Genomic DNA, 4,024 nt, shown 5'->3' on the forward strand with positions numbered 1-4,024 from the left:
GGGAATTGCGGCGCGGGCCCCGCGACGGCACCTACGAGCTGCGCGGTCGCGGAGGGCGCCCGGCGCTGGTGGTGCTGGGGGGCGAGGCCACGGGCACCGGCGGGGTGCTGTCCCGCCGGGCCTGGAGGCACTTCGCGGCGGCCGGGGCGCTGTCCCTGGCCGCCGTGGTCATGCTCGCCCGGACCCTATGAGGTCCGGACGGAGGGCCCCGGCCGCTTGAGGGCGCCGGGGCGGGACGACCTCAGCCGATGTCCTTCGTGCAGTCGTTCGGGCAGGAGTCCGTGTCGATGGTGTTGCCGTCGTCGCACGTCTCACCGAAGTCATACTGGGGGATCTTGTCGCCGCAGCGGGCGTTCCAGATGCAGGTGAGGCTGCACTTGCCGTAGCCGGGGCCATTGAGGTTGCCCGTGTCGCACTGCTCACCCGGGTCGACGGTGCCGTTGCCGCAGGTGGACTTGCAGTCGGTGCGCTGGGTCTCGAAGTTGTTCAGGGTCAGCTTGTACGAGGAGCCCGTGATGTGGCGCTCCGCCTGGAACACGACGACCTCGTAGATCTTGCCCTTCACCAGCCCCAGCTTGGTGACGGTGGGTGCATCCGCCAGCGACACCTGGCCGTCCTGGGGACCGTGGACGCCGCCCAGGTCCAGGGCGAGCTTGCCGTTGATGTACACGAACACGTCGTCGTCACCGCGGAAGCTCAGGACCTCGGTGCCCTTGAACTCGAACCAGTAGCGCGCCTCGCTGGTGAAGCTGAAGTTGCGCGCGACGCCCTGGCCGTCGTTCTGCTTGTTCTCCTGGCTCGAAGCCACCCAGCCGAGGTTGTCGAGCGGGAAGAAGCTCTGGTTGTCGAACACGTAGGAGCCGGTGCCCTGCTTGTTCAGCTTCAGCGTGCTGACCACCGTCTTGTTGACGCCCGCGACATCCGTGTACCACTGGTCGAAGGCCGCCTTGCCGTGGGTCGTATTGGAGGCGACGCCGGCCTTGGCGTAGGTGGGCTTCAGGTTGGTGAGCGTGGAGGTGTACAGCGGGCCCACGATGCCCGTCTCCCCGCCGTTGGCGTCGTCGAAGTCCGGGTGGGTGGTGGCGGGGTAGGCGCCGCCGGTGGGCTGGTTCTTGCCGCGGAAGTCGCGGTAGACGACGGGGACTTCCACCGTGGTCGGCGGGGACTCGGTGACGCGGGTGCACGCGAAGCCCTCCTCCAGCTTGCACGTGTTCGAGCAGCCGTCGTTGGCGCGGACATTCCCGTCATCGCACTCCTCGGAGGTGTCACCGGGGAGGATGACGCCGTCGCCGCAGCGGGCCTGGCAGGTGCCGTTCACGCACGAGGGCTCCAGCACGCACAGCGGCGAGCAGCCGTCGCCCATGTCGTTGTTGCCGTCGTCGCACTGCTCGGTGCCTTCCTTGACCTTGTCGCCGCAGGTCGTCCGCGAGCACGGCTGACCCGGGGGGCACTTGTAGCCCGGCTCCAGGCGGCAGATGTCGCTGCAGCCGTCGCCCTTGGCGGCGTTGCCGTCCTCGCACTCCTCGTCGCCCGCGATGATGGCGTCACCGCACTGGGCCGCCTTGCAGCGCTGGCCCTGGAGGGGGCACGTCCAGCCCGTCTCCACCACCTTGCAGTCCGCGGAGCAGCCGTCGCTGGACGCCGTGTTGCGGTCGTCGCAGATCTCGCCCGTCTCCACCACGCCGTTGCCGCACGTCGGCGCGACGATGCACTTCTCACCGGGCGTCGGACACTGGAAGCCCAGCTCCACCTCGGCGCAGTCGGACTTGCAGCCGTCGCCACTCTGGGTGTTGCCGTCGTCACACGCTTCGGCGGGATGCTTCTTGCCGTCGCCACAGAAGGCGGGACCGGCATCCACGTCCGTCGGGCCGCCATCCGTCTGGGTGGAGCCATCCGGATTCCCGGTGCCACCATCTTCATCCGGGTCGGTGTTTCCCGGGCAGGCCGTCAGTGTGAGCAACAACGAGGCGAGCACGAGGCCCGTGAGTCGAAACCGATAAGGGGAATGTTTCAGCATGAAACGGATGCTGGAAGGCGCCACCCCCGGTGTCAATGAGAACAGGTGGCTTTGTACCCAGGCGGCGCGTGAAGGTGCAGAAAGCCCGTGCACCTGTACGGGTGTACGGGCTTCCTGACCTTTTCCTGCGTCCCGAGGGCTACATCGACTCCAGCTCGCGTCCCTTGGTTTCCTTGATGTAGCGGGCGGCGAAGAAGGCGGAGAACACGGCGGCGGCGGCATACAGGCCGTAGGCCCAGCCCAGTCCAATGGCCTTGAGCGACGGGAACGTGGCCGACACGGCGAAGTTGGCCAGCCACTGCATCATGGCCGCGACGGACAGCGCGATGGCGCGGATGCGGTTGGGGAACATCTCGCCCAGGAGCACCCAGACGACGGGGCCCCAGGAGAAGCCGAAGAAGACGACGTAGAGGTTGGCGGCGAGGAGTGCCGTCGTGCCGGCGGCGCCCTGCAACGCGGGCTTGCCCGCGGCGTCCAGGGGCGCGGTGCCGAAGAGGTACGCCAGCAGGCCCAGCGTGAGCGCCATGCCGACGGAGCCGATGAGGAGCAGTGGCTTGCGGCCCAGCCTGTCCACGAAGACGATGGCGACGAGGGTGGTGACGATGTTGGTGACGCTGGTGATGACGGTGATGATCAGCGAGTCGTGCTCGGAGAAGCCCACCGCCTGCCAGAGGACGCTGGAGTAGTAGAAGATGACGTTGATGCCCACGAACTGCTGGAGCATCGCGAGCACGATGCCGACCCACACGATGGGCTGGAGGCCGAACCGGCCGCCCTTCAGGTCCGCCAGGCGTGGCGTGTAGTGGGTGCGCAGCGAGTTGCGGATCTCCACGACCTTGGAGGGCGCGGTGTCCCCCTCGATGTCGCGCAGGACGGTGAGGGCCTCCTGCTCACGGCCCCTGGCCACCAGGTAGCGGGGGGACTCGGGGATGAAGATCGCGCCCAGGCCGTAGAGGAGGGCGGGCGGCAGGCCGCTGAAGAACATCCAGCGCCACCCGGTGATGCCGAACAAGCCCGGCTTGGAGGCCGAGCCCGTCGCCCACGCGATGGCGAAGTCCCCCATCAGGGCCATGAAGATGCCCACCACGATGGCCAATTGTTGCAGCGACGCGAGCCGCCCGCGCAGGTGCGCCGGGGCGATCTCCGCGATGTACGCGGGCACGACGACGCTCGCGGCGCCCACGCCCAGGCCGCCCACCAGCCGCCAGAAGCTCAGGTCCCACAGCGAGAACGCGAACCCGGAACCCAGGGAGCTGAGGGTGAACATGGCGGAGGCGACGATCATCGAGCGCGTGCGGCCATGGCGGTCCGCGACGTGTCCCGCGGAGAAGGCGCCAATCGCCGAGCCGATCAACGCGGACGACACCGTCAGGCCCAGCGCCCAGCTGCTCGCGGCGAACTCCGCTTGAAGGGCGCCGACGGTGCCGTTGATGACGGCCGTATCGAAGCCGAAGAGGAAGCCGCCGATCGCGGCCACCACGGAGATGATGATGATCCGGCCGGCATGTATCTCCGGCTCCGCGGTGGGGCGCCTGCTGGCCGGGACATCGAGGACATCCGCCATGACGTGCTCCTTCCCAAGGGGCACGTCCTGCACGGGGAACCCGGGGAGCCGCGGTCCCTGCCTCCCGGTGTCCGGCCCTCGCGGTTCGCACAACGGCCCATGGGATAGGTGGCCTTCGCCCCTGCCGGAGGGCACCCTCGGGCACCGCATCGCTGGACCGTCTGCCCGTTGGGCAACGGAGTGCGGCCGGGGGAGCAGGAGATGCGCCCTCAGCCCTCGTCCGCCAGGCCATACTCCTTGAGCTTGCGGGCCAGCGTGTTGCGGCCGATCTCCAGCGTCCGCGCCGCCGCGGTGCGGTTGCCCTTCACCGCCTCCAGCACGCGCAGGATGTGCTGGCGCTCCACTTCGGCCAGCGGCAGCAGGAGCGGGGATTCGCCCGCGCCCTTCAAGGCCGGGGCTTCCGGAGGCAGGGGCGCCGTGGGGGAGGGCGCCCGGTCGAGCGA

3 protein-coding genes and 1 pseudogene are annotated in these 4,024 nt (G+C 69.0%); 1 reads left to right on the forward strand and 3 read right to left on the reverse strand.

All coding sequences use genetic code 11. The features are described 5' to 3' along the window. Positions 1–191: pseudogene (locus D7V97_RS40820) on the forward strand (hypothetical protein); the annotation flags it as partial. Positions 192–241: 50 nt separating this feature from the next. Here D7V97_RS40820 and D7V97_RS40825 read toward each other — a convergent pair. The 3 genes from D7V97_RS40825 to D7V97_RS40835 all read right to left on the reverse strand — a co-directional run. After that, entirely contained in the window at positions 242–2,017 is a 1,776-nt protein-coding gene (locus D7V97_RS40825) for a DUF4215 domain-containing protein (RefSeq protein WP_120615958.1), read from the reverse strand. A 139-nt stretch (positions 2,018–2,156) separates the two neighbouring features. Continuing rightward, on the reverse strand, positions 2,157–3,581 hold the full coding sequence (locus D7V97_RS40830; protein ID WP_120615959.1) for a sugar porter family MFS transporter: 1,425 nt from the start codon (positions 3,579–3,581) through the stop codon (positions 2,157–2,159). 209 nt (positions 3,582–3,790) lie between these two features. Next, positions 3,791–4,024: helix-turn-helix domain-containing protein (locus D7V97_RS40835; protein WP_304988532.1), on the reverse strand; the 234-nt coding region annotated here is incomplete at its 5' end.

It is taken from the genome of Corallococcus sp. CA053C, assembly GCF_003611675.1.
GTDB lineage: Bacteria > Myxococcota > Myxococcia > Myxococcales > Myxococcaceae > Corallococcus.

Coding starts and splice junctions, on each gene's coding strand:
- D7V97_RS40825 (WP_120615958.1), bottom strand. CDS start 2,017: ATGCTGAAACATTCCCCTTATCGGTTTCGACTCACGGGCCTCGTGCTC.
- D7V97_RS40830 (WP_120615959.1), bottom strand. CDS start 3,581: ATGGCGGATGTCCTCGATGTCCCGGCCAGCAGGCGCCCCACCGCGGAG.